The sequence below is a fragment of the Halochromatium sp. genome, from assembly GCF_054919635.1.
In genome coordinates this window covers 1-22,989 of record NZ_JBUDPI010000017.1, presented here as the reverse complement: position 1 = coordinate 22,989, position 22,989 = coordinate 1, and the positions used below count along the sequence as shown (strand labels likewise).

The window sequence follows — 22,989 nt, the reverse complement described above, 5'->3', positions numbered from 1 at the left end:
ACCATGGTGGTGATCAACACGGTGCTTGAGCGGTTCCACTACCGTGATTTCGAGCTGACTGATGCCTTTGCTGGCGAGGTCATCGAGAACTACTTCACGGATCTCGATCCCGGACGGCTGTTCTTCCTCGAACGCGACGTGGAGCGATTCGGACGCACCGCGGATCGGCTCGACGACGATCTTGCCAAGGGCGAGATCGACACCGCCTTCGATGTCTTTCGGGTCTATCGCATGCGCGTCGACTCGCGTATCGATTACGCGCTGTCGCTGCTGCAACAGCCGTTCGACTTCACGCGCCAGGAGAGTTATTTGTTCAAGCGCGATGAGGCCGAGTGGGCAACCAGTGAGGCGGAGCTCAACGAGATCTGGCGCAAGCGGGTGAAGAACGATTACCTGCTGCTGAAGCTGTCCGAGAAGTCGGACGAGGAGATCCGCGAGCAGCTGCGTGAGCGCTACAAGGGAATCACGCGGCGCATCCATCAGTTCACCCCCGATGATGTCTACCAGGCATTCGTCAACGCCTATACGCGCACCCTAGAGCCGCACACCAGCTACATGTCGCCGAGCACCTCGGAGAATTTTGACATCAGCATGCGACTCTCGCTGGAGGGGATTGGCGCGGTGCTGCGGGCAGAGAACGAATATACGGTCATTCAGCGAACAATCCCGGGTGGGCCCGCCCGTCAGTCGGGTCAGATCCAGACTGGAGATCGGATCGTCGGTGTTGGCCAGGGACTCGATGGAGAGATGGTCGACGTCGTCGGCTGGCGTCTGCAGGATGTGGTGGACAAGATCCGGGGTCCGAAGGGCTCTGTCGTGCGGTTGCAGACGCTTCCGAAGTCAGAAGCCTCCGGAGGCCGAATGCGTGAGGTCTCGCTGGTGCGCAACGAGATCAAGCTTGAAGACCAGGCGGCGCAGCAATTTGTCATCGATGGCCTTGAGAACGCTCCATCGCTCCGTGTTGGGGTGATCGAGGTGCCGGCCTTCTATCGCGACTTCCGCGCTGAATCCGCTGGCAAGCGGGACTTTCGCAGCACAACGCGCGACGTTCGCGCGCTCATCAAAGACCTCAAGGCAACGGGTGTCGACGGATTGATCATCGACCTGCGCGGCAATGGCGGCGGCTCGCTCACCGAAGCCTTAGAGCTGACCGGGCTCTTTATCGAAGAAGGCCCCGTCGTTCAGGTCAAGGACTCGTTCGGCAAGGTCGAGGTCGAGGTCGATCCCGATCCGGCGATCGTCTACACCGGGCCATTAGCGGTCCTTGTTGATCGCAACAGCGCCTCGGCATCGGAGATCTTCGCTGGTGCGATCCAGGACTATGGACGCGGCATCATCATTGGCGAGCCAACCTTTGGTAAGGGCACGGTACAGACCCTGATCGACCTTGACCGCTATGTGCCAGGCGATGATACCAAGCTCGGGCGCTTGCGCTTGACCATGGCGGAGTTCTATCGGATTAGCGGAGGGAGCACCCAGCTCAAGGGCGTCGAGCCCGATATCCGCTTTGAGCTTGGCCTCCAGGGTGTGGATCATGGGGAACGATCGCTCGATAACGCACTGCCCTGGGGCCGCATTCAGGCGGCCAGTTTCGAGGCCAAGAGCGATCTCGATCTCGACTCGTTAAAGCAGCGCTCGGCCCAGCGCATCGTCAAGGACGACGGTTTCGGAATGCTCTTCTCACAGGCTCAGGTGCTGAGCGAGATCGAGGCTCAGAATCAGGTCTCGCTGAGCGAGCGCGAGCGGCGGGCAGAGTCCGACGAGCGCGATCGGGTACTGAAAGAGCAGAAGGCTGCGTTCCTGCGTGCGCGCGGTATTGAGCCTGTGGATGAAGATGCCGATGAGGTCGATGAGGAGGCACTCGAGAAGCAGCAAGAGGTCATCGATCGCATCCTGACTCAGGAGGCAGCGCGCATCTTGGCAGACATCATCGTGCTGCAGGGGGCAGCAGATCAGCGTCCGCGTGCGGCGATGCGGGACTGATCGCCTCTATGCTCGAGCAATTTTACTTCGCCGAGCTGCCAGCTCGGCGGTTGCAGCTTGTCGCCGATCCAGCGGTCCGCGCGTTAGTCGCCCAGGGGCTAGTGGGGTTGGAGAAGGAGGCGCTCCGGGTCACACCCGATGGGCGCGTCGCACCGACGCCGCATCCGGCGGCGCTCGGCTCAGCTTTGACTCATCCGCATATCACCACCGACTTTTCCGAAGCCCTGCTCGAGCTGGTGACCCCTCCGCTCGCTGATCCGCAGGCCGTCCTCGACTTCCTCCGCGATCTGCATCTGTTCGTCTATCAGCAGATTGGCGACGAGCGGCTCTGGGCGGCGAGCATGCCCTGCGTCATTGGGAGTGGCGCCGATATCCCCCTTGCCTTGTACGGTCGTTCCAATGCGGCTCAGATGAAGACCATCTACCGGCGCGGGCTTGGTAACCGATATGGGCGAGTGATGCAGATCATCGCCGGCGTGCACTTCAATTTTTCCTTGCCGGCCCCCTTCTGGGACTTGGTGCAGTGCGAGCTTGGTGGTGATCGTGCAGCTGACTGCGCCGCTGATTCGAGCTCAGGGTCGGACTCGGACTCCCGTGCACATCAGGCGCGCTCGGCCAAGGCCCGCGATGCAAGCTACATGGGCATGGTGCGCAACCTGCAGCGCCTTGGTTGGATGGTACCGTACCTGTTCGGTGCCTCACCTGCCGTCTGCAAGAGCTTCGTGCAGGAGGCCAACACCGATCTGGATGCCTTTGATGCTAGCACCCTCTATTATCCGTTTGCGACCTCGCTGCGCATGGGGGATATCGGTTATCAGAACCGGCAAGAGGAGGGCACCGGCCTCAAGGCCAATTACGATACGCTCGATGCCTATACGCGCAGCCTCACCTGGGCGATCCGTACCCCCTGTCCGCATTACGAGCCGATTGGTCTCAAGGTCAACGGCCGTTGGGAGCAGCTCAACGACCATGTGCTGCAGATCGAGAACGAGTATTACAGCACGGTACGCCCAAAACAGCTGACCGACTGGATGGAGTTTCCGACGCTGGCGCTACGCCGGCGTGGCATCCGTTACGTTGAGCTGCGCTCGGTGGACGTGAATCTGTTTGAGCCTCTTGGCGTTGAGCTCGAGCAGATGCGTTTCCTGTCGCTGTTCATGCTCTACTGCCTCCTGATGCCGAGCCCGACCATCTCGCCGCGCGAGCGCCGTTGGATCGATGCCAATGAGGTGCTCGCGGCACATCGGGGACGCGACCCGGGTCTAATGCTGGCCCGGGCCGATGGCGAGGTCCGTCTGCGCGATTGGGGGCAACAGGTGCTCCGTGCGATGGAGCCGCTGGCAGCGTTAATGGATGCAGAGTCCGGCGGTGCGATGACCGCCGCACTCCGAGCCCAGCAGCTCAAGATGGCTGAGCCGGAGGCGACCCCATCGGCGCGCGTGCTCGCTGAGATGCGGGCCAGTGGCGAAGGCTTCGCCGAGTTTGCACGTCGTCTGAGTGAGCGTCATCGCGATCACTTCAGGCACCTGGAAATCGACCCCGCCCGCGCAGCCTTGTTCCAAGGTCTAGCAGGCGAATCACGCGACAAACAGGCAAAGATTGAGGCCGCTGATGACTGCGACTTCGATACCTTCCTGATGCGCTACTTTGCCCAGACCGAGGCTCAGCCGGTTCGGCTGCGCTCGCCATTTGCAGACGCTGCTGTGGTCGGCTCCAGCCCGAGTCCAAGCCTAAGCTCAACGGGTCTTAGCGGGGAGTCAGCCTAGCCGCGGCCGCCGCGTGAGGCCTGGCGCAGGACCCAGTCCATCGCGCGGCTTGGCAGCAAGCGGCGTAGGGTGCCGAGCAGATGGGTGGGAAAGGTGACGTAGTAGCGCGGCTTTGGCCTTGGACTCTCCAGGGCCTGTATCAGCTTGCGCAGTACCGCCTCGGGCGGCAGCGTGAAGGGCTGCAGGGCTCCTTCCTTGCTCAGCCGCTCTTCCATCAGTCGGTAGGTCTCCCGGTGGGGGCTAGCGCTTGGGTCGATGTGGCGTTGATAGGCACTAAAGGCGTTATCGCGAAAGCGGCTCAGGATCGGTCCGGGCTCGATCAGCACGACCTCGATGCCAGTGCCGCGCAGCTCCAGGCGCAGGGTATCGGTGAGCCCCTCGAGCGCAAACTTGCTCGCGACATAGGCACCCCGGAATGGCAGCGCTGCAAAGCCGAGCACCGAGCTGTTTTGGATGATGCGTCCTTGCCCCTGTGCGCGCATCAGTGGGATGACCTGCCGGGTCAGGTCGTGCCAGCCAAACAGATTGGTCTCGAACTGTGCCCGCAGCGTCTCGCGCGTCAGATCCTCGATCGCACCGGGCTGACCATAGGCCCCGTTGTTAAACAACGCATCCAGGTGCTGATCGGTCAGTGCCAAGGCCTCTTGCAGACCGGCGGTAATGGTGGCGGGATCGCTCAGATCGAGCTGCACGGCCTGCAAGCCCTCGGCTTTCAGTCGCTCGACATCGGTCGCTTGCCGGGCCGAGGCAACCACCTGCCAGCCGCGCTGTGCCAGGCCCTTCGCGCAGACGAGGCCGATGCCGCTCGAGCAGCCGGTGATCAGGATACTGCGTTGTTGGTCCATGATGGCTGGCTCTGAGATGGGAGGCTCTGAATTGGCGGATTTCGACGCGGCTGCGCTGAGATGGCGGGGCATGGTCGTCTGCGCATCTCGGCATTATGGCCGGTATGGTATGTCATTTCTCGCCATCGCTGAGCCGCAATTGCGGGGGCAGTTGGAGCGGCCAAAGGCGGTTTGTGGATGAGGCCTGATCCCTGTCGGCCAGGGTGGCTATCGGTTCCCGCGGCCCCCGAGCTGGAGCCTGCTGCATTGGTTGGTACGCCAGAGGCGCGGCTGTTGGTGATGGTCGCGGATCATGGACTTGCGCGAGCGCGAGGTGGTTGCAGCGCTGTCTGCCCGGCGACCGAGATTGGAGCTGGCCTTTCATCGGCTGTTTCTGGCGTGGGGCGGGTGGTGCAGGCTCTGGCAGTGCAGTCCATCGAGACGAGCCCGCGTCTTGAGCAGCAGCTTGATCCGCCTGCCGCCTTGGCGGGGCTCAGGCGCAGCATCCCGCGGGCCTGTGCTGTTTGGTCTCAAGCCCTGTTTGAGGCTGATCGCGGCGCGCATGTCGGTTGCGGTGTACTGAGTCGTTCCCTGCTCGACCTCGGGCGCCATGATGGCGCTCGGATCGATCCCGCGGCGCAGCGCTTCGCTCTTGGCCCGGGCACGCGCGATAGCCGTCAAGATGCCGCGATGGACGGTCATCAGCTGGACCTCGCGCTCAGTGCCGGGCGACACGCTGTCGAGCGTGCAAAGCTCGATGGCGTTTCCTTGATCTGGGCGCAAGGTCAGGGCGTTGGCTCGACTGTCACGAATCAGCTTTGGAGGCAGCTACTCCAGAGCGGGTCGCAGAGGGTTCAGCCTGGGCTTGGCTCAGTCGCAGCGGCAAGCCTGCCGGAGGCTGCTGCGATCGATGCGAGCTGCATCCTGAGGCGGTATGCCTCAGCGCTGTCTGATCCCTACCGGGCGTTGGGCTGTCTCGGCGGTTTCGAGCATGCGGCGCTGGTTGGGTCAGCGCTTGCGGCCGCACAGCTCGGGCTGCGATGGATCGCCGTTGGCGAGTCTGCCGAGATTGCGAGGCGCCTCGCGCTGGTACTGAACCCGTCGGTCGAGCTTTGGCTACGGGCTGAGTGGTCCGAGTGCTGTTTGGGCCCGGCAACAGCAGATCGAAGTGCTGATCCTTGTCTACAATAGCTGGCCTTGTTTGGTCTTGATGGAGAAGTGACAGAATTCATGGGCGCGATCATTCCAGTCATCTCGCAGGAGTTGGGCTGCCATCCGCGGCAGGTTCAGGCTGCCGTGGATCTGCTCGACGATGGGGCCACGGTGCCGTTTATTGCCCGTTATCGAAAGGAGATGACCGGCGGTCTCGACGACACTCAGCTGCGGCATCTGGCGCAGCGCTTGGTCTATCTGCGCGAGCTCGAGGAGCGCCGGTCTGCTGTGCTCGCCAGCATCGACGAGCAAGGCAAGCTGAGCGATGAGCTGCGTGCTGAGATCGAGGCCGCTGAGACCAAGCAGCGGCTCGAGGACCTCTATCTGCCGTTCAAGCCGAAGCGCCGAACCAAGGCGCAGATGGCGCGTGAGGCCGGACTGGGGCCATTGGCGGATGCGCTGCTCGCGGATCGCGCGCAGCTCCCTGAGCAGCAGGCGGCGGCCTATGTGGATGTGGGTAAGGGCGTGGCAGATGTCGCGGCCGCGCTCGAGGGCGCGCGTCAAATCCTGATGGAGCGCTTTGCAGAGGATGCTGAGCTGGCCGGTCAGCTGCGCGAGCAGTTATGGGAGACGGGCATTCTGGTGTCGCGGGTGATCGAGGGCAAGGAGACCGAGGGTGCCAAGTTCTCCGATTACTTCGACTATGCCGAGCCCATTGCCAAGGTGCCGTCGCATCGCGCGCTGGCGCTGTTTCGAGGGCGTAATCAGGGCATCTTGGCGCTCGAGCTACTGGCTGGTGACGGCGAGGACCCGGATGCCGTCTTCCGTGGTCGCATCGCACAACGCTTCGATATCCGAGACGACGGGCTGCCGGGCGCTGCCTGGTTGATCGAGACGGTGCGCAAGACTTGGCGCATTAAGCTGATGACGCGCCTGGATCTGGATCTCAAGCATCGGCTGTTGGAGTCTGCCGAGACCGAAGCGATTCGCGTCTTCGCGAAGAATCTGAAGGCCTTGTTGCTGGCTGCACCGGCCGGACGACTGCCAACGATTGGCCTTGATCCGGGCCTGCGCACTGGCGTGAAGGTGGCCGTGGTGGATGCGACAGGTCTTGTGGTTGCTACCGATACGTTGTATCCGCATGCACGGAAGAATCAGTGGGATGCGTCGATTGCGGCCTTGGCCAAGCTGGCCGCAGCCCACGGCGTCAAGCTGATCAGTATCGGTAATGGCACGGCCTCGCGCGAGACCGATAAGCTCGCGCGCGAGCTGATTCGTCAACACCCGGAGCTGGGTCTGCAGTCGCTGGTGGTGAGCGAGGCCGGGGCCTCGGTCTATTCGGCGTCGGAGTATGCGTCGCGTGAGCTGCCGGCGCTCGATGTCTCGCTGCGGGGCGCGGTGTCGATCGCGCGGCGGCTGCAGGACCCCTTGGCCGAGCTGGTGAAGATCGAGCCAAAGGCGATCGGCGTCGGCCAGTATCAGCATGATGTGAATCAGTCGGGGCTTGCACGGACGTTGGATGCGGTGGTTGAGGACTGCGTCAATGCGGTCGGAGTGGATCTCAACATGGCCTCGGTGCCTTTGTTGACACAGGTCTCTGGCTTGACCCAGACACTGGCCGAGAACGTCGTGCGATTTCGTGAAGAGCAGGGGGCCTTCCGCAGCCGCGCGCAGTTGAAGAAGGTGCCGCGCCTCGGCGAGAAGACCTTCCAGCAGTGCGCGGGCTTCCTGCGCATCAATGACGGTGATGAGCCGCTGGACGGCTCGGCGGTGCATCCGGAGGCCTATCCGGTGGTGCGGCGCATCCTAAAGCAGGTAGGACGCGATATTCGCGCGTTGATTGGTGATCGGGCGGCGTTACGGCAGTTGCAGCCGGCGCAGTTTGCCGACGAGCGCTTTGGTGAGCCGACGGTGCGCGACATCATCGCGGAGCTGGAGAAGCCAGGGCGCGATCCGCGGCCGGAGTTCAAGGCGGCGAGCTTCATGGAGGGGGTCGAGACGCTGTCTGATCTCAAGCCGGGGATGGTGCTTGAAGGGACAGTAACCAATGTGACCAACTTTGGCGCCTTCGTCGATATTGGCGTGCATCAGGATGGGCTGGTGCATATCTCGCGGCTGGCGGATCGGTTCGTGAAGGACCCCTACGAGGTGGTCAGCACCGGGCAGTTGGTCAAGGTGAAGGTGCTTGAGGTGGATCTGCCGCGCAAGCGGGTGTCACTGAGCATGCGACTGGATGATGTGCCTGAGGGCGAGGGTGATGCTGGTCTCGGTCATCGTGCTGGGGTCGCGTCGTCGGGCAGTGGTCGGCGCGGTGCGGCTGGGGCTGGTCGGCGCGGGGCGGTTGGCGTTGGTGCCGATGCGGCTGGAGACGGTCGGGGAGCGACTCGCCCTTCTGTTGCTGCTGGCAGTCGGGGATCACCGGGAGCGGCGGCGAGAGGGCAGATCGATGCTGATACGTCTAGGCGCTCGGGGTCTAGAACGACGTCTGGGCGCAAGGAGTCGACGGAGGTCGGCGGGGCGATGGCGGAGGCCTTTGCGAAGGCTCGTCGACGATGATTAGAGGGCGTCCGCGAATAACCTGAGCAATGCCCCGTCTTCTGCCGACACCTCTTCTTAGCGCACCAACATGATCAGGACGATGACCAGACCAACGACGCCCGCGAGTGGCAAGATAGCCGCCTGCCAGTCGCCTTTCTCGGGCTTCGGGCCGTTCTCCTGCCAGGCCTTGAAGGCCGGCCAGAGGAAAAACAGCATCATGATTAGTACGCCGGCGGCGGCGATCTTAAGGAAGAGGTCCATGGGGCCTCCGTAAGCGAAAATGGTGGCAACAAAAACCCCGGCCGGGGCCGGGGTTGCGCAAGGCTAAAGGATGATCAGTGATCAGTCCTCGCCCATGATCCCGAGGATCTGGAGCAGGCTGATGAAGATGTTGAAGATCGAGAGGTAGATGCCGTAGGTCGCCATGATGTAGTTGGTCTCGGCACCGCTCTTGATGCGGCTGGTATCAAACAGGATAAAGCCGCTCATCAGCAGGATGATGGCCGCAGACACGGCCAACGCCAGCGCAGGCATGTTGAGGAAGATGTTGGCGACCATCGCGACGACGGCGACCATCATCCCGGCGAACAAGAAGCCGCCGAGGAAGCTGAAGTCGCGCTTACTGGTCAGCGCGTAGCCGGATAGGCCGAGGAAGATCACGGCGGTGCCACCGAAGGCAGTCGCGATGATGCTTGGGCCATTGGGCAGGGCGAGGTACATGCTCAGGATCGAGCCGAGGCCGAAGCCGAGCAGACCGGTGATCAGGAAGATGACACCGATGCCTTTCGCTGATTGGGCGGCGCGCGGCAGTACGAACATACCGAGCAGCATGGCGCCAATCACCGAAACCAGGTAGACCCAAGATGGCATCGCGAGCGCCATCGAGATCATGGCGGTGAAGGCGCTAAAGCCGAGGGTAGCGGCCAGCAGCAGGTAGGTGTTCTTAAGAACCTTGTTGGTCTCGAGCACCGAGCCAGCGCGCGTTGTGGTCGCGTACTGATTCGATGAGAAGGGGTTAGGGTTGGCCATAGCAGCACTCTCTCCGTCTAGAACGAACAGGACATTGATCTTAAGGTTGATGTTCGGGTTGTTGACCTTCGACCGGTTAGTCGACTCGAAGGTTTCAACCGCGTTGCCTTGGTGCGCAAGGATACCGAGAACCGGTGTCGTATTGCACCCCATGGCGCTTATTGTCTACGTTCTTCTTGTGGTCTTTTCTGGTCGAAACAAGGCGTCACCGAGCTTGACTCGACAAAGGCTAGGGCGCAACTCGACATAGGGTTAGGGCGTACGCGCTGACACTGAATGGCATCTGGCCGGCGGCCTGTCCGGGTTACCAAATTACCTCTCGCAAGGCCTACAGCTTTCGGTTATTCTATCGCGCCGCCGTGCCGCTAGGCATGTTGGCTGCAATCGTTCTTGGAGAGGTGGCAGAGCGGTTGAATGCACCGGTCTTGAAAACCGGCGACGGTTGATCCCGTCCGTGGGTTCGAATCCCACCCTCTCCGCCAGATGAAAGAGCCGCGGGGCTCGCTGCCACCCGTGCTCTGCACACGGAACACCCGCCCAGCCTACCGATGCCCCGGCTGTCTCACGCGATGCTGATGGGTGCACTGATTGTTGCCAGCAGTCTTCTAGAGGGCTGTGTCATCGGTGCGGCTGTGATCGGCGCCCATGTCTACTCGACCCGTCAAACCAAGCAGGCACTCAGCCAGTCTGTCACCAGCTACGACGAAGCGGCGAGCTTGGTTCAGATTGGCGATTCGAAAGCCGCTGTCCTGGCTCTGTTGGAGCCGACCCAGACGCACCTCAAACCTCGGTTGCGTCGGGAGGCGCACAGCTACCAGCAAGGCGGCGATCTGGTCGAGATCTATTATTTCCGCTCTGGATGGCATGCCGATGGGTTGAACACCGATGACGAGTTCACGCCATACATCTTCAGAAATTGCAGGCTCACCCATATCGGATGGCGAACCCTGACGGGCGCAAGAACGAAGAGCCGAAAGCGCTAACGCGGCCGACTGTCGCGAACTTCTCGCGCTTTTCCTTGCCTCTCGGCTTAAGAGGGATGACCCAGCCAGCTCGGATGCTAGAGATGCGGCAGTTCGGGATGAGTTCTGGGCCGATTGCCCCATTTTGATCGTATCTGAAGACGACGAGCGGAAGACGATGTCGAAGGCAAGGCTAGGCTTTATGGGGTTGCTTCTGATGGCGGGAAGCGCGGTGGCTCAGCCACAGGCGCCCGGCGTGATCCTGAGCGAGGCGCGCGTCGCGGAGGTTGCCGATCGCGTCGACGCGCTGGGCACGCTGCGTGCGAACGAGTCCGTGACCATCACTGCGACGGTGACCGAGACCATCTCGGCGATCCACTTCGACGATGGTCAGCGCGTCGAGGCGGGCGATATCCTGGTCGAAATGACCAGCCGCGAGCAGCATGCGCGCTTGGAGGAGGCAAAGGCGCGGCTCGCCGAGGCTGAGCAGCAGTACGAGCGGGTGAAGTCGCTTGAGGCGACCGGATCGGCCTCGGCCTCGTTGCTCGATGAGCGCCGGCGCGACCTGCGTGCCGCGCGGGCGACGCTGGCCGCGCTCGAGTCACAGCTGGCCGATCGGTTGATCAAGGCACCGTTTGCGGGCGTGGTTGGTCTGCGCAACATCAGCCTGGGCGCGCTCGTCGAGCCCGGCGACGTGATCACCACGCTCGATGACGACCGTTTGATGAAGCTGGATTTTCCGGTTCCCAGCCTATTCTTGCCATCGTTGGTCCCAGGATTGTCGATCGAGGCGCAAGCGCCGGCACTGGGTGATCGGTCGTTCGTGGGCGAGGTCGCCAGTGTTTCGAGTCGTGTCGATCCGGTCACCCGCAGCGTGCAGGTCCGCGCGCGGATCGAGAATCCCGAGCGGCAATTGCGGCCTGGGCTCCTGATGCGCGTCGAGCTGTTGCGCGATCCGCGACAGGCCGTGATGGTGCCGGAGGCGGCTATCCTGCAAACCGGTAACGAGCATGCCGTGCTGGTCGTCGAGGACGATGCCGAGGGCCAGACAGCAGCGCAACGCAGGCCGGTGCAGGTTGGCCTGCGTCGCCCCGGTGAGGTCGAGATCGTTGCGGGTCTCGCTGCGGGCGAGCGCGTGATCACCCATGGCGCGGACAAGGCGCGTCCTGGCCAGCCGGTGCAGGTGCGGGCCATCGATGACGGCAGTCGGCCGTTGAGCGAGCTCATTGCGCAGCCGGCGGAAGCCGCGGGTCCTGAGACGGAGCGCATGCCGTGATTCTCTCCGATCTTGCGGTCACTCGACCGGTCTTCGCCAGTGTGCTGTCACTGCTGCTGGTCGCCTTTGGGCTGGTGGCCTTCGATCGCTTGCCGCTGCGCGAGTATCCCGACATCGATCCACCGGTGGTCTCGGTCGAGACCGTCTATCCGGGCGCGGCTGCGGCCGTGGTCGAGACCCGTATCACGCAGCTGATCGAGGATCGCATTGCTGGCGTTGAGGGCATCGAGCGCATCGAATCGACCTCTGAGGATGGCGAATCCAAGATCACCATCGAGTTCAAGGTCGGCCGCGACATCGATGGTGCCGCGAACGACGTCCGCGATCGAGTCTCGGGCGTGCTCGACCAGCTGCCGGTCGAAGCCGATCCGCCGGATATCCAGAAGGTGGACAGCAGCGATGATGTGATTATGTGGCTGAATCTGGCCAGTGAGAACATGACCGTGCCAGAGCTGACCGATTATGCGCGTCGCTATCTCGTCGATCGCTTCTCGGTGCTGGATGGCGTGGCGCGGGTGCGTGTCGGCGGCAGCCAGACCTATGCGATGCGGGTCTGGATCGACCGCAACGCGCTCGCCGCACGAGGGTTGACGGTGGCTGATGTCGAGCAAGCCTTGCGCTCGGAGAACGTCGAGCTGCCGGCCGGCGGGGTCGAATCCATCGATCGTCAGTTCAGTGTGCGCACGGAGCGTAGCTTTCGCACCTCGGATGATTTCGCGCGACTGGTGATCGCGCGTGGCGAGGATGGCTATCTGGTGCGCTTGGGTGATGTCGCGCGCGTCGAGCGTGGAACCGAAGAGGATCGTACCCTCTTCCGCGGCAACGGCACGCCGATGGTGGGCCTGGGCATCATCAAGCAATCGACCGCCAATACCATTGCCGTGGCGGATGGTGCCAAAGCCGAGATGGCGCGCATCAATCCGACCCTGCCCGAAGGAATGCAGATCTTCCAGAGCTATGACACCTCGGTCTTCGTCAAGGATGCCATTCAGGAGGTCTATAAAACGCTGGCGATCGCAATCCTGCTGGTGGTGCTGGTGATCTTCCTGTTCCTGGGCTCGGTGCGGGCGATGCTGGTGCCGGCAGTGACGGTGCCAGTGTCGCTGATCGCGACCTTCAGCGTGCTGCTGGCGCTCGGCTTCTCGGTCAATATCCTGACGCTGCTGGCATTGGTGTTGGCGATCGGCCTCGTCGTCGATGATGCCATCGTCGTCCTGGAGAACATTCATCGGCGTATGGAACAGTATGGTGAGACGCGCTTGGTTGCGGCCTATCGGGGCACGCGCCAGGTCGGCTTCGCGGTCATCGCGACCACCATCGTCCTGGTCGCTGTCTTCTTGCCGATTGCCTTCCTGCAGGGCGACATCGGGCGGCTGTTCTCGGAGTTCGCATTGACCATGGCGGCGGCGGTGAGCGTCTCGACCTTCGTGGCCTTGACCCTATCGCCGATGTTGGCCTCGAAGGTGTTGCCGGAATCGCATCAGCGGCTCAGCCTGACCGCCGGTGTCGATTGGGCATTCGAGCGCCTGCGCGCTGGCTACACGCGGGTGTTGGCCTTCTTCTTACACCAGCGGTGGCTGATTGTGCTGCTGCTCATCGTCACCCTCGGGTTGGCCTGGTGGCTGTTCGAGCAGTTGCCGAAGGAGTATGCGCCACGCGAGGACCGGGGCGCCTTTTTCGTCTTGGTGAATGGTCCGGAGGGGGCGTCGTACGGTTACATGGAAGAGTATATGGACGAGATCGAGCGCCGTCTGTTGCCCTATGCCGAGTCCGGCGAGGCGATCCGGGTCTTGGTGCGCGCGCCCCGGGCCTTTGGCAATACCGAGGTCTTCAATAGCGGCATCGTGATCATGGTGATGGCCCCGTTCGGCGAGCGGCGGCCCAGCCAGGTGGTAATGGATGAGATCCGCGCCAAGCTCAGCGACCTACCCGGGGTGCGTGCGTTTCCGGTAATGCGCCAGGGGTTCGGCGCGCGGATTGCGAAACCGGTCCAGTTCGTCATTGGCGGTGGCACCTATGAGGAGCTGGCGGCTTGGCGCGATACGCTGGTCACCGAGATCGAGAAGAACAATCCTGGTCTGCAAGGGCTTGATTGGGATTACAAGGAGACCAAGCCGCAGCTGCGAGTCGAGATCGATTACGACCGCGCCGCGGACCTCGGCGTGACGGTTGAGACGATCGGTCGCACGTTGGAGACCATGCTCGGTTCGCGCCGAGTGACGACCTATCTGGATGCCGGAGAGGAATACGATGTCATCATTGAGGGCGAGCGCGACGAGCAGCGCACTCCAGCGAGCTTAAGCAATCTGTACGTACGCTCGCAGCAGACCGGTGAGCTAATCCCGCTCTCGAACCTGGTCCGGGTCACTGAGACCGCAGAGTCCAAGAGCCTGAATCGCTACAACCGGGTGCGTGCGATCACCCTGGAGGCGAATCTAGCTGACGATCTGCCGTTGGGTGAGGCCCTGGCCTATCTAGACGCTCTCGCGGCTGAGCATCTTCCAGAGCAAGCGATCATCGACTACAAGGGGCAGTCGGCGGACTTCGAGGACTCTAGTCAGGGCATCCTATTCGTCTTTCTGCTCGGCATCGCAGTGGTCTATCTGGTGCTGGCGGCCCAATTCGAGAGCTGGGTCCATCCGCTGGTGATCATGCTCACCGTGCCCCTAGCGATGGCCGGGGCCTTGCTGGGGCTTTGGCTGACAGGGCAGTCGCTGAATATCTACAGCCAGATTGGCCTGATCATGCTGGTGGGGCTGTCGGCGAAGAATGGCATTCTGATCGTCGAGTTTGCGAATCAGCTTCGCGACCAGGGTAAGGGGTTCGATGAGGCCTTGCTGGAGGCCGCTGACGTGCGCTTGCGGCCGATCATCATGACCGGTATCACCACCGCGGCTGGCTCGATACCATTGCTGCTGAGCAGCGGCGCCGGTGCCGAGACGCGCACGGTGATCGGCACGGTGATCCTCTCGGGTGTGCTTGCGGCGACGCTGTTTACGCTGTTCGTGGTGCCCGTGGCGTACTCGGCCTTGGCTCGACGCACCCAGTCTCCCGGTGCCGTGGAACGACGGTTGGCAGAAGAGGAGGGCGCGCAGCAGCAGGCGGCTGCATCGCCGAGCGTGCATTAGACGGCCTTGATGCAGCGATTCGGGCGGCGGGGTCGGTCGACACTCATCGGCCGAGCGCCCCGCTGGCTCGTGCTGATCATGGTGCTGGCATTGCCGCTGCTCGGACTGCTGCGCCAATGGCTCTGCCATGCAGCGGTTGAAGGTGAAGTGAACGCGGTGCCGAGCGCGCGGGTCATCCAGATCGGCGAGGTGCAGGTGCGGTTGGATGAGGTTGTGATCACCAACAAGCCAGCTGACGTGCGCGCGGCTCGTCGCTATCTGCAGCAGCGGCTACTTAGCCAGTCGCTGCGCTGCCGAGGCTGCCAAAGAGGGGAGAGCGCGGCCATCAGCGGTTGGTGTGAGCTGGGCGATGGGACTCGGGTAGGACGTCTGCTGGTCGAGGCCGGCTTCGCTCGCGATTGTCCGGCCGCTTCGGGCGGCAAGCATGCCGCCTTCGAGATCGAGCGAGCCAGATCGATTCCGTTGCCGGATCGCTGCCGGCCTTGGATGCGACGCGGCCCGCGACCGCCGATTCGCTAGCCGCGCGTCTCTGCTGGAGCGCTACTTAATCTTGCCTTCCTTATACATCACGTGCTGACGCACGACCGGATCAAACTTCTTGATCTCCATCTTGCCCGGTTGATTGCGCTTGTTCTTGGTCGTGGTATAGAAGTGCCCGGTTCCAGCGCTGGAGTTCAGGCGAATCTTCTCGCGTGCGGCCTTGGCCATGGTTGCTCGCTCCTAGGTGATTCGGTAGATGCTTCAGACGCGCTCGCCGCGCTCGCGGAGGTCGGAGAGGACCGCGTCGATGCCAAGCTTGTCGATGACACGCATGCCTTTGGTCGAGACACGCAGGCGAACCCAGCGCTTCTCGCTCTCGACCCAGAAGCGATGGTAATGCAGATTGGGCAGGAACCGACGCTTGGTCTTGTTGTGGGCGTGAGAGACGTTGTTACCGGTCAGCGGCCGTTTGCCGGTGACCTGACAGATCTTGGACATGATGCAGTGCTCCGATGCAGATGATCTCTGCGGCGGTGGGCGGGCGAGAATGCTTGGGCCTCGGGCCGACCGTTGCCGCGACGCGCGCCGCCGACGCGGGACGAAGAGGGGTCGCGACGAACGCAAATAGCTAAGCCGGTAAAAGCTAATGGAAAATGCAACGAGCGTCAACTCCTAGATTGCCGGCTAGATCGCCGGCTAGATCGCCGGCTAGATCACCGGCTAGATCGCCGGCTAGATCGCCGGCTAGATCGCCGGACTGTTCGATCAGCGCTCTAGATGAGGCCGCGCTCGGCGAACGAGGTACCCTCATCCTCGCCGACGATGATGTGATCGAGCACGCGCACATCGATCAGGTCGAGCGCATCCTGTAAACGCTTGGTGATCCGCAGGTCCGCCTGGCTGGGCTCGGCGACCCCGCTCGGATGGTTGTGGGCAAAGATGACTGCAGCGGCGTTCCAGCGAATGGCCTCCTTGACGACCTCCCTTGGGTGTACGCTGGCGCCATCGATGGTGCCCCGAAACAGTTCTTGGTATTCAATGACGCGGTGGCGGTTGTCGAGGAAGAGGCAGGCGAAGACCTCATGCGAGAGGCCGCGCAGGCGCAATTTGAGATAGTCGCGAGTGGCATTGGGGCTTGTCAGGACGTCGCGGCCGGTGATCTCCTCGCGCAGGTAGCGGCGGTTGATCTCCATCACGGCCTGTAATTGCACAAACTTGGCGTCCCCGAGCCCCTTGGCCTGGCAGAAGTCGCGCTGACTCGCAGCTAAGAGGCCGGATAAGCCACCGAAGGTATGAATCAGGTCGCGGGCGAGATCGATGGCGCTCTTGCCGGCGACGCCAGTGCGCAGGAAGATCGCCAAGAGCTCGGCGTCGGTCAGTGAATTGGCGCCACGCTTGAGTAGTTTCTCGCGCGGGCGCTCGTCTTCTGGCAGATCCGTGATCTTGGTCATAGGTGCTCTCTTGGGCTCCAGACGGTGACTGATCCGGTATCATTGACGAATGTCGACCAACGAGCCAGCGCAAAGCCCCTAAGCGAAGATGTCGGAGCGGACTATGGCAGAGCAGCAGGCGCGCCCGCTGCGGGTGCTGCTTGGGATCAGCGGCGGGATCGCAGCCTACAAGAGCGCGGATTTGGTCAGACGTCTGATCGAGCGCGACGCCGAGGTGCGAGTGGTGATGACACCGGCTGCGCAAGCGTTCATTGCGCCGCTGACCTTGCAGGCACTCAGCGGCCACCCGGTGCGCAGCGATCTGCTGAGTCCGGAGGCCGAGGCTGGCATGGATCACATCGCGTTGGCGCGCTGGGCCGATCTGGTACTGATTGCACCGGCGACGGCCGATCTGATCGCCCGCCTCGCCTGCGGTTTGGCCGATGATCTGTTGACCACGCTGGTCTTGGCGACTGAGGCGCCAGTGGCGATCGCCCCGGCGATGAACCAACGCATGTGGGCGCATCCTGCGACGCAGGAGAATGCACGGCGCTTGGCTGAGCGCGGTGTGCGTCTGATCGGGCCGGCGGTGGGCGAGCAGGCCTGTGGCGAGCAGGGCGCTGGGCGCATGGTGGAGCCGGGCGCGATCGCCGAGGCGATGCTGGGAGATCAGGGATGGCTGCAATCGGACTTGACCTCATCCGGCCTGGGCGAGGATGAGACGAGCAGCGAAGCGATCAAGCCAGATGCCCCAACCACTGCACCGAGCTCAATGCTGGGTGCAGATGGCGGTCAGCGGGCCACCTTGGCTTCTGCAATGGATACCGGCTTAGGTGCTGGATCGGGCATTGGCTCGGGTATTGGCCAGGTCTTGGCTCCGAGCCTGGGCTTGGACCGCGGCACAACAGGCGTCAGCGCGCTGGCCCATGAATTGGCCTTTTGGTCCGATGAATGCGCTGACGGACATCCACTTGCGGGCCGGCGCGTGCTGATGACCGTGGGGCCGACGCGCGAGGCGATCGATCCGGTGCGGTTCATCGGCAACCGTAGCTCAGGCAAGATGGGGTATGCGCTGGCCGAGGCGTTGCTTGCCTGCGGGGCACAGGTCATCCTAGTGGCTGGCCCGACCAGTGCATCGGCGCCAATCGGGATCGCGCGGGTCGATGTCGAATCCGCGCTGGAGATGGAGGCGGCGGTGATGGCGCGGGTTGCCGATTGTGATCTCTTCGTCGCCACTGCAGCGGTCGCCGACTATCGGCCAGCGCGTGCTGCCGACAGCAAGCTCAAGAAGTCGGCCGACGAGATGACCCTGGAGTTGGTGCGCAATCCCGATATCATCGCCGGGGTTGCGGCCTTGCCGAAGCCGCCGTTTACCGTGGGTTTCGCGGCCGAGACCGATGATCCGGAGGACTATGCACGGGGTAAGCTCGAGGCCAAGCACCTGTCGATGATAGCCGCCAATCGGGTGGGTAAGGATCGCGGTGGATTCGAGTCCGATGAGAACGCGCTGATCTGCCTGTGGCCAGGCGGTGGTCGGCGTGAGCTGCCTTTGATGTCAAAGCCTGCGCTGGCCACCGCGCTCGCTGACCTGATCGCCGAACGTTATGCCGCACAATCTGCAGGTTAGGGTCCTCGATGAGCGCATCGGCCGGGATGTTCCGCTGCCGGCCTATGCGACGCTCGGGTCCGCTGGGCTGGATTTGCGCGCGATGTTGGAGGCGCCGCTCGAGCTAGCCCCAGGGGCGGTTGAGCTGATTCCGACAGGACTTGCCATCCATATCGCCGATCCCGGCCTGGCGGCGATGATCCTGCCGCGCTCCGGGCTTGGTCACAAACATGGCATCGTGCTTGGTAATCTGGTCGGGCTGATCGACTCCGATTATCAGGGCCAGCTCATGGTCTCCTGCTGGAATCGCGGCGCCAAGCCCTTCTGCATCGAGATCGGAGAGCGCATCGCCCAGCTGATCCTGGTGCCGGTGGTCCATGCCGAGCTTGAGCTGGTGACCGCGTTCGATCAGAGCGAGCGCGGTGAGGGTGGTTTTGGCCATAGCGGTCGGCATTGATCACTACCGCAGCGGCGATCATCAGCCCTATCGGGGCAGCGGCCTTGTCCGCGAGTCTATCTAAATCGGCCATCCTTTGGATGCCGATCTGTTGATGCGAGGAGTTTTGATGTCGATTGCTGCAGAGAGCGCCCAGAATATCGCCCATGTCCTGACTGAGGCGCTGCCCTATATCCGTCGCTTCTCCGGGAAGACCATCGTCATCAAATACGGCGGTAACGCGATGGTCGAGCGGTCGCTGAAGAACGGCTTCGCGCGCGACATCGTGTTGATGAAGCTGGTCGGGATCAACCCGGTGGTGGTGCACGGCGGTGGGCCACAGATTGGCGACCTACTCAAACGGCTTGGCAAGGCCAGTGAGTTTGTGCAAGGGATGCGCGTGACCGACAGCGAGACCATGGATGTGGTCGAGATGGTCCTCGGCGGCTTGGTGAACAAGGAGATCGTCAATCTGCTGAATCGCCATGGCGGTGCTGCGGTGGGCCTGACCGGCAAGGATGGCGATCTGATCCGCGCCCGCAAGCTGATGCTGCGCCGTGATGCGCCGGAGCTCGAGGTGCCAGAGATCCTTGATCTCGGGCACGTCGGTGAGGTCGATAGCATCGATCCGGGCGTGATCAATCTGCTGGTGCAAGGCGATTTCATCCCAGTGGTAGCGCCCATCGGCGTCGGCAAGGATGGGTTTTCATACAACATCAATGCCGATCTTGTGGCCGGCAAGATGGCCGAGGTGCTGCAAGCGGAGAAGCTGGTGTTGCTGACCAACACCGCTGGGCTGCTCGATGAGCAGGGCGCGCTGATCCGGCAGCTCGAGGTCGCGCGGGTGAATCAGCTCATCGCCGAGGGCGTGATCCACGGGGGGATGCTACCGAAGATCCGCTGCGCGCTCGAAGCCGTGCAGAGTGGGGTGCGCGCGGCCCACATCCTCGACGGGCGCGTCGAGCATGCGGTGCTGCTGGATCTCTTTACCGATGAAGGCGTGGGGACCTTGATCAGTGGGCGGTGACTGAATCGCGAGCGATGAACTTTCGCCTGGCAGTCAGGAGACGGACGCAGAAAGCAGGCCCAAATGGCTGGCGCGTCGCCCTGCGGTGGCTGAAGGCCGCAGAGCGACGCGTTGCCGCCTCGCCGGAGTCACGCTTCAAGCCTAGCGGTTGGTCATCGGTGGAACTGCGACCTGGTCGAGGTTTTGCGTATTGCCACAAGCCTCATCGCTCACCCTCGGTTGTTATTGGCTTCCATAATCAGCCCGATAGCGAGAGAGCTGATCGAGTGTCTCCTTCGAGATGCCGCTCTCATCGACATATTGGATCAGATTGTCCAGGTTGACGATGCTCTGCACAGGGATGCCGTAGCGTTCGCGCGCCTCTTGGATGGCCGAGGTACGGCCTTCGCCGCGCTCTTGGCGGTCCAGTGCGATAATCACGCCGGCGAGCCGGGCCCCGGCCTGTTCGATCAGTGCCGCGGATTCGCGCACCGAGGTGCCGGCGGTGATTACATCATCGATCAAGAGCACATTGCCCCTCAGGGCGCTACCGACGATGACGCCGCCTTCACCATGGTCTTTGGCCTCTTTGCGGTTGAAGGCGAACGGCGTCTCGCAACCGTGCTCATGGGCGAGCGCGATGGCCGTGGCTGCGGCGAGCGGGATACCCTTGTAGGCGGGCCCGAAGAGCACGTCGGTATGCAAACCGGTGGCGATAATGGCCTGGGCGTAAAAATGTCCAAGCTTGCCGAGCTTGGCGCCCGTATCGAAGCCGCCGGCATTGAAGAAGTAGGGGCTGATGCGACCGGACTTGAGGGTGAAGCTGCCGAAGCGCAGGACGCCGGCCTCGATCGCGAAGCGGAGGAACTCTCGTTGATAGGAATGCATGGCGCCGTCTGGCCTCTCTTGTCGTTACCGGGCCGGCATGATAGCTCGGGTCGAGCCTCCCGTCCGCGGGGGCGCTGCGGATGATGACGGGCTCATTGCTCACCGCCTGGCTGGTCGGCCTGCTGGGCGGCGTCCACTGTGTCGGCATGTGCGCTGGCATCGTGGCGACCCTGACCGCTGGGTTGCCACGCGAGCAGCGCCAGCAGCTGTCGCGCCAGATTCCGTTTCAGCTTGCGTACAACAGCGGGCGCATCCTGAGCTACACAATCGCTGGTGCGCTGATGGGTGCTCTGGGTGCGGTAGCGCTCGAGTTTCTGCCGCTGCATCTGGCGCAGCGGGTGCTTTATCTGATCGCCGCTGGTTTCATGCTTGCCCTTGGGCTCTATTTGGGTGGTTGGTGGCAAGGGTTGACTTTGGTTGAGCGTCTGGGGGCGCAGTTATGGCGTTGGGTTGAGCCGTTCGGACGCCGGTTTCTACCTGTGCGCCATTGGCCGCAGGCACTAGCAGTTGGCCTGATCTGGGGCTGGCTGCCCTGTGGGCTGGTCTATAGCGTGCTGATCTGGTCTGCAGCCTCGGGTGGGCCACTGCAGGGCGCTCTGCTGATGCTGGTGTTCGGCCTCGGCACCTTGCCCAATCTGCTCGGGCTTGGCCTCTTGGCGGGTGCTGCCGCGCGGCTCAGTGAGCAGCGCTGGCTGCGTCAGCTTGCTGGCCTGATGGTGATCGGGTTTGGTCTCTATGCGCTTTGGCAGGTGTTCGTGCTTTAGGTGGCTCGCGCCTCGCTGACCAACGCCAGATCGCGCGGGCTCTTGACGCGTAACTGCTTGGTCCGGCTCTGTTGGCCACTGACCAGCTCGACTGCGCTGCGCGAGACGCCAAAGCGCTCGGCGATAAAGCGCAGCAGCTCGGCGTTGGCCCGGCCATCGACCGGCGGTGCCTTGAGCTTTACCTTCAGCGCATCGCCAAACGGTTCGGCGAAGGCGGTGCGGCCGGCGCGTGGCTGAATGCGAAGCCTCAGCAGTAGGTCGTTTCCGTCCCAACGATACCAGTTGGCGGTCGTCATGAGCTGAGTTGAGCACCTCTGGGTTGATTGCCTCTGGGTTGATCCGCGATGCAGGTCAAGCGCCGACGCCAGGCTGTTAGAAGGGGCTGCCCGTCAGCAGCCGCAACGGCGGCAGCAACAGCATCTCGAGCAGCACCAGGCCGATCATCACCACCATCGGCGACAGATCGATACCACTCATCGGTGGGATCAGGCGCTGCGCGGGGCGCATGACGGGGTCGGTGACATCGCTGAGCAGCATGACCGCGGGGTTGTAGGGGTCTGGATTGACCCAGCTGAGGATCACGCGAATCAGGACCGCGAACAGGAAGATGCTGATGACTAGCGAGACCAGGCCAGGCAGCGCCCAGCCGAGTGCCGCGAGTGGGTTACGGCCCAGCCCCATCAGCAGCGATAGGATCGCCAACTCGCAGGCCTTTAGCACCCAGGCCAGCGCGACGGCGGATAGATCCAGCCCTGCATAACCAGGAATGACCTTGCGCAGTGGCCGCAGCACCGGCGAGGTCAGCTTGACCACGAATTGAGAGATCGGGTTATAGAAGTCGGCCCGCGCCCACTGCAGTAGGAAGCGGATGATCACCAGCGTGATATAGAGCCCGAAGAGGGTCTTGACCAGGAAGATCAGGGGGTTGGTAAAGTAGGCCTCGGTCATTTTTCCTCCGCGATCAGTTCGGAAAGCTCATGCGCGCGTTGTCGAGCAGCAGCGAGCGCGCGCAGCGTCAAGGCCGGCAGTCCGCCCTCTTTGAACACCGCGATGGCACGCTCGGTGGTGCCGCCCGGCGAGGTCACGCGCTGGCGCAGCTGTTGCGGCGACTCATCGCTCTCGACCGCCATCCGCGCGGCGCCAAGGGCGGTCTGGATGCTGAGCAGCCGAGCGCCCTCGGGGTCGAGCCCCTCGGCGATAGCAGCCTCCTCGAGCGCCTCCATGAACAGGAAGAAGTAGGCCGGTCCGCTGCCGGAGAGGGCGGTGACCGTATCCAGCTCGGCCTCGCTCTTGACCCAGTGCGTGAGACCGCCGGCGCGCATGACCTCTTCGGCCAGGTTGGCTTGCTTGGCCCAGGTGCCGACGCTGGCGTGAAGCCCGATCGCGCCGGATTGCACCAGCACCGGGGTGTTGGGCATCGCGCGCACCAGCGGCGCGGGCTGTCCGAGCCAGCCATGGATCGATGCCTCGGTGACGCCGGCCATCACCGAGATGACCAACGGCAAGGGCTCGCTGAGCAGAGCCCCGACCTCGCGACAGGCGACCGACGCCACCTGTGGCTTGACGCAGAGGACGATGACCGCAGCGGCATCGATCGCGTCCAGGGCTTGAGCGCAAGCCGTGATGCCGAACTGCGTGGCGAGGGCCTCACGTTTCGCGGTATCGGGGTCGCTCACAGTAAGTCGGGCAGCATCGTAGCCGTCTGCGACCAGCCCGGCGAT

General features: G+C 63.0%; 23 protein-coding genes and 1 tRNA gene. 13 read left to right on the top strand and 11 right to left on the bottom strand.

The window, feature by feature from the left end:
• Together ACY693_RS02345 and gshA are read left to right on the top strand one after the other, a co-directional pair.
• Positions 1–1,983, top strand: a 1,983-nt coding sequence (locus ACY693_RS02345) for a carboxy terminal-processing peptidase (protein WP_462320221.1), incomplete at its 5' end; no start/stop codon positions are given.
• 8 nt (positions 1,984–1,991) lie between these two features.
• On the top strand, positions 1,992–3,749 hold the full coding sequence (gene gshA, locus ACY693_RS02340) for a glutamate--cysteine ligase (protein WP_462320220.1): 1,758 nt from the start codon (positions 1,992–1,994) through the stop codon (positions 3,747–3,749).
• Here the strand turns inward: gshA and ACY693_RS02335 are convergent.
• Positions 3,746–4,594, bottom strand: a complete 849-nt coding sequence (locus ACY693_RS02335) for an SDR family oxidoreductase (RefSeq protein ID WP_462320219.1) — start codon at positions 4,592–4,594, stop codon at positions 3,746–3,748. The two genes, gshA and ACY693_RS02335, sit on opposite strands and share 4 nt — an antisense overlap.
• Positions 4,595–4,954: 360 nt before the next feature.
• On the bottom strand, positions 4,955–5,275 hold the full coding sequence (locus ACY693_RS02330; protein WP_462320224.1) for a hypothetical protein: 321 nt from the start codon (positions 5,273–5,275) through the stop codon (positions 4,955–4,957).
• Between ACY693_RS02330 and ACY693_RS02325 the strand changes: the two genes are divergently transcribed.
• Together ACY693_RS02325 and ACY693_RS02320 are read left to right on the top strand one after the other, a co-directional pair.
• Positions 5,165–5,764, top strand: a complete 600-nt coding sequence (locus ACY693_RS02325) for a nicotinate-nucleotide--dimethylbenzimidazole phosphoribosyltransferase (protein ID WP_462320223.1) — start codon at positions 5,165–5,167, stop codon at positions 5,762–5,764. The two genes, ACY693_RS02330 and ACY693_RS02325, sit on opposite strands and share 111 nt — an antisense overlap.
• 39 nt (positions 5,765–5,803) lie before the next feature.
• Positions 5,804–8,281, top strand: a complete 2,478-nt coding sequence (locus tag ACY693_RS02320) for a Tex family protein (RefSeq protein ID WP_462320222.1) — start codon at positions 5,804–5,806, stop codon at positions 8,279–8,281.
• 57 nt (positions 8,282–8,338) lie between these two features.
• Here ACY693_RS02320 and ACY693_RS02315 read toward each other — a convergent pair whose 3' ends face one another.
• Together ACY693_RS02315 and ACY693_RS02310 are read right to left on the bottom strand one after the other, a co-directional pair.
• A complete protein-coding gene (locus ACY693_RS02315) occupies positions 8,339–8,524 on the bottom strand; it encodes a hypothetical protein (RefSeq protein ID WP_462320218.1) in 186 nt (61 codons plus the stop codon).
• An 81-nt stretch (positions 8,525–8,605) separates the two neighbouring features.
• Complete coding sequence (locus ACY693_RS02310; protein ID WP_462320217.1) at positions 8,606–9,292, bottom strand: Bax inhibitor-1/YccA family protein; 687 nt, start codon at positions 9,290–9,292, stop codon at positions 8,606–8,608.
• Positions 9,293–9,684: 392 nt separating this feature from the next.
• Between ACY693_RS02310 and ACY693_RS02305 the strand changes: the two genes are divergently transcribed.
• The 5 genes from ACY693_RS02305 (at position 9,685) to ACY693_RS02285 (ending at position 15,177) form a co-directional block, all read left to right on the top strand.
• Positions 9,685–9,774: transfer RNA gene (locus ACY693_RS02305), tRNA-Ser, on the top strand.
• A 66-nt stretch (positions 9,775–9,840) separates the two neighbouring features.
• Positions 9,841–10,275: a hypothetical protein gene (locus ACY693_RS02300; RefSeq protein WP_462320216.1), complete on the top strand. Its 435-nt coding sequence runs from the start codon at positions 9,841–9,843 to the stop codon at positions 10,273–10,275.
• Positions 10,276–10,456: 181 nt separating this feature from the next.
• Entirely contained in the window at positions 10,457–11,530 is a 1,074-nt protein-coding gene (locus tag ACY693_RS02295) for an efflux RND transporter periplasmic adaptor subunit (RefSeq protein WP_462320215.1), read from the top strand.
• Positions 11,527–14,658, top strand: coding sequence for an efflux RND transporter permease subunit (locus ACY693_RS02290; RefSeq protein ID WP_462320214.1), 3,132 nt, complete (start codon positions 11,527–11,529; stop codon positions 14,656–14,658). The genes ACY693_RS02295 and ACY693_RS02290 overlap by 4 nt, the downstream gene beginning before the upstream one ends.
• 9 nt (positions 14,659–14,667) lie before the next feature.
• Positions 14,668–15,177: a hypothetical protein gene (locus ACY693_RS02285; protein WP_462320213.1), complete on the top strand. Its 510-nt coding sequence runs from the start codon at positions 14,668–14,670 to the stop codon at positions 15,175–15,177.
• A gap of 21 nt (positions 15,178–15,198) precedes the next feature.
• Here ACY693_RS02285 and rpmG read toward each other — a convergent pair whose 3' ends face one another.
• The 3 genes from rpmG to radC all read right to left on the bottom strand — a co-directional run bounded on the left by rpmG (position 15,199) and on the right by radC (position 16,589).
• Positions 15,199–15,366 (bottom strand): 50S ribosomal protein L33, encoded by a 168-nt coding sequence (gene rpmG, locus ACY693_RS02280; RefSeq protein WP_005222974.1) that lies wholly within the window; start codon positions 15,364–15,366, stop codon positions 15,199–15,201.
• 33 nt (positions 15,367–15,399) lie between these two features.
• A complete protein-coding gene (rpmB, locus tag ACY693_RS02275) occupies positions 15,400–15,636 on the bottom strand; it encodes a 50S ribosomal protein L28 (protein ID WP_462320212.1) in 237 nt (78 codons plus the stop codon).
• A 275-nt stretch (positions 15,637–15,911) separates the two neighbouring features.
• Complete coding sequence (gene radC / locus ACY693_RS02270; RefSeq protein ID WP_462320211.1) at positions 15,912–16,589, bottom strand: RadC family protein; 678 nt, start codon at positions 16,587–16,589, stop codon at positions 15,912–15,914.
• Between the two features lie 103 nt (positions 16,590–16,692).
• Here radC and coaBC point away from each other — a divergent pair, with 103 nt between their 5' ends.
• The 3 genes from coaBC (at position 16,693) to argB (ending at position 19,637) form a co-directional block, all read left to right on the top strand.
• Positions 16,693–18,195, top strand: coding sequence for a bifunctional phosphopantothenoylcysteine decarboxylase/phosphopantothenate--cysteine ligase CoaBC (coaBC, locus tag ACY693_RS02265; RefSeq protein ID WP_462320210.1), 1,503 nt, complete (start codon positions 16,693–16,695; stop codon positions 18,193–18,195).
• Complete coding sequence (dut, locus tag ACY693_RS02260; protein WP_462320209.1) at positions 18,173–18,631, top strand: dUTP diphosphatase; 459 nt, start codon at positions 18,173–18,175, stop codon at positions 18,629–18,631. Before coaBC ends, dut begins: the two co-directional genes overlap by 23 nt.
• A gap of 109 nt (positions 18,632–18,740) precedes the next feature.
• Positions 18,741–19,637 (top strand): acetylglutamate kinase, encoded by an 897-nt coding sequence (gene argB, locus ACY693_RS02255; RefSeq protein ID WP_462320208.1) that lies wholly within the window; start codon positions 18,741–18,743, stop codon positions 19,635–19,637.
• Positions 19,638–19,859: 222 nt separating this feature from the next.
• On the opposite strand, the gene pyrE is transcribed toward argB, so the two are convergent.
• Positions 19,860–20,504: an orotate phosphoribosyltransferase gene (pyrE, locus tag ACY693_RS02250; RefSeq protein WP_462320207.1), complete on the bottom strand. Its 645-nt coding sequence runs from the start codon at positions 20,502–20,504 to the stop codon at positions 19,860–19,862.
• An 80-nt stretch (positions 20,505–20,584) separates the two neighbouring features.
• Between pyrE and ACY693_RS02245 the strand changes: the two genes are divergently transcribed.
• Positions 20,585–21,268: a sulfite exporter TauE/SafE family protein gene (locus ACY693_RS02245; protein WP_462320206.1), complete on the top strand. Its 684-nt coding sequence runs from the start codon at positions 20,585–20,587 to the stop codon at positions 21,266–21,268.
• On the opposite strand, the gene ACY693_RS02240 is transcribed toward ACY693_RS02245, so the two are convergent.
• From ACY693_RS02240 to proC, 3 genes are all read right to left on the bottom strand, one after another.
• Positions 21,265–21,564, bottom strand: a complete 300-nt coding sequence (locus ACY693_RS02240) for a DUF167 domain-containing protein (protein ID WP_462320205.1) — start codon at positions 21,562–21,564, stop codon at positions 21,265–21,267. The genes ACY693_RS02245 and ACY693_RS02240 overlap by 4 nt on opposite strands.
• Before the next feature lie 76 nt (positions 21,565–21,640).
• Complete coding sequence (locus ACY693_RS02235) at positions 21,641–22,216, bottom strand: YggT family protein (RefSeq protein WP_462320204.1); 576 nt, start codon at positions 22,214–22,216, stop codon at positions 21,641–21,643.
• Positions 22,213–22,989 (bottom strand): pyrroline-5-carboxylate reductase (proC, locus tag ACY693_RS02230; RefSeq protein WP_462320203.1); only part of this gene is annotated, 777 nt, incomplete at its 5' end. The genes ACY693_RS02235 and proC, both read right to left, overlap by 4 nt.